Here is a 2,272-nt window from a genome sequence, read left to right on the forward strand (position 1 = left end):
ATGCCGCCAGTGTCGGCGTTTCCGGCAGGCTTTTGAGCGTGTCGCACACGTGGGCGCACAGCCGCCCGTCCTTGCTGAACGGTTCAAGTTCCAAGTAGTTGTCCATTTTCCGGCTGTTGTGCAGCAGCCATGTTACCTTTTCGTCCAGTTCCTTGCAGGACGCTTCCAGCTCCGCTTCGGGAGCGGGAAGTAATAATGATGTAATCCGTTGTTCCATATTTGAATAAATTGATTTGTTTTCTGTACGTTACCCGGTAGCCCATAGCCAAAACTTTTGGATTAGCCGCCAAACCACGTGATAAAGGAACATGGCGGCAAGCATAAGAAAACCTGCCCGCAGGAAATATTCTTCAATGCGCTGCCAAACGCTCGTTTTTCGTTCGGGCATCAGTATGTCCGCCACTTCCTCAAAGGTCTTGCAGGCGAAAATCGCTTGCCGGAACTCGTCTGCGCTGTTCCAGCATTCTTCCTTGAACCACCGTGTCTTGGGGTATCGTTCCGCTACCAGTTCTTGCAGTTTTCGTAGTGGGAACGGTTCGGGGTTGTCCCCGTACTCGTATTCAATGGAAATCACACGTCCCTGCATCCTGATACAATATCCGAATATCCCTTGCCACTTCACTTTGTGCGCCCCCTTTTCAACATATTTCGTCCCGGTTGCATCCACTACAATGTAGTTCTTCCGCTTCTTCAACAACTCGGTATTGGTCGTTGTGTACAGTTCTTCCTTGCGAAACACGTATATCATGTTGCCTTTGGGGGCAAAGCTGAATATCGGGTATTTAAGTCGGGCTTTCATTGTAAATAGTCTATTGTTTTATAAAAGCAAAATAAAACAGGGTAACACCTACCACAACCCCGAAAAAGATACAACCTGTAATAATGAAAGCCCAATCGGGGTAATGGAAATCAAGTTCTTCATAAGGAATGGCAGTTTTCTTTATACATCTGTTCCATACCCATATAAGAACTTTTCCCAATCTCTTTACTGTGATAAGGCTACTCATATTGTTAATGGTGAATTATATTTTTCCTTGTCGGTATAATGGTTCAGCAGGGAACGGCTTGTCCGTTATCCTGCGTTGTTAGCATTATTTTTTTGTTTCATCCATTGCAAAAGTAAATTTTCAATCTCTTTTACACCTGTTTCCTTAGCCAAAGCAAGAGGGGTGCTGCCGTTACTATCTTTTACATCAAGGTCTGCATGATATTCTAAAAGCAACTTCACCAGTTCTATGTTATTATTGGCAATGGCTTCCATAATCGGATATACTTTATAGGTGTCGCATGGACTTTGGCAACCATTTACGTTAATGCCATGCTCCAGCAAGATATGGGCTAACTTTACGTTAGACAATTTGCAGGCGTATGTCAGGAGCGTAAGTCCATACTCATCGCTATATACTCTATCGTTTATGTCCTTGTATCTGGTAAGGGCATATTTTAGTACATCTTCTTTGTCAAAGTAGATTGCCGTATAGAGTATATCAAACTCGTAACAATCGTTACCCATTGCCATAGGTTCATCTTTTGCTGCCAGCAACTGTTTAATGGTTTCCATATCATTGTTGCGGCAAGCAACCCCTAACGGATAAAGCTGGTAGGTTGCATCCCGTATAGTATCTTGCAGCAATGTGCTTGCTTTCACGCTATCCAAACAACAAAAAAGCGTTGCAAGAAAAAGTAATGTCCTATTTACTATCTTCATATTTACTTTTTAAGTCGCACGTTAATGGTTCAGCAGGGAACGGTTTGCCGTTATCCTGCGTCGTTAGTTGTATTCTTTATTTTGCTCCGGAACAATAGAAAAGCACCAGACAAACAGACTATAAATGGTATTTCAACAGTCCATAAACAAAGTGTTTCTGTACCACACAATAAAATAAGCAATATGGGTACAAGAAAAAATGAAATAAAGCTATATATATTATTATATCTAATTACCGGGAAGTAGTTCAGAAACAATGAGAATGTCCCAACTGAAAACATTATTACTCCAATTATAGCCCAAGTTAAAAAGATCCCTTCATAAACAATGTTTATATTATCATATGATGATTGCTTTGTATTTTGAAACAATAACCATACGGCACAAAAGGTACATAACAAACTGAAGCATAATATACCCAACCATGTTTTCAGCAACAATTTAATTATATAGTTTTTCTGTTTCATATTCTTTGTCTTTTTACAGCTAATGGCTTGACAAGGAGCTGCGTTTAGCAGCTAACTTGGCTCGTTATCGGTGATTTATTTTGCGATGCCTACACAT

At 40.9% G+C, this 2,272-nt stretch carries 3 protein-coding genes and 1 pseudogene; all 4 read right to left on the minus strand.

All coding sequences use genetic code 11. The features are described from left to right. Positions 1–217 (minus strand): annotated as a pseudogene (locus tag AB5542_RS21220) (AraC family transcriptional regulator); the annotation flags it as partial. 30 nt (positions 218–247) lie between these two features. Continuing rightward, positions 248–799, minus strand: coding sequence for a hypothetical protein (locus AB5542_RS21225; RefSeq protein ID WP_004326093.1), 552 nt, complete (start codon positions 797–799; stop codon positions 248–250). Positions 800–809: 10 nt separating this feature from the next. Continuing rightward, the gene (locus tag AB5542_RS21230) at positions 810–1,007 is read right to left on the minus strand and encodes a hypothetical protein (protein WP_229105761.1); all 198 of its coding nucleotides are present in this window, start codon (positions 1,005–1,007) and stop codon (positions 810–812) included. A gap of 65 nt (positions 1,008–1,072) precedes the next feature. Beyond that, complete coding sequence (locus AB5542_RS21235; protein WP_202194283.1) at positions 1,073–1,708, minus strand: ankyrin repeat domain-containing protein; 636 nt, start codon at positions 1,706–1,708, stop codon at positions 1,073–1,075. Positions 1,709–2,272: the final 564 nt, after the last annotated feature.

This window comes from Butyricimonas sp. RTP31003st1_G1_RTP31003_210430, assembly GCF_040920905.1.
GTDB classification, from domain to species: domain Bacteria; phylum Bacteroidota; class Bacteroidia; order Bacteroidales; family Marinifilaceae; genus Butyricimonas; species Butyricimonas paravirosa.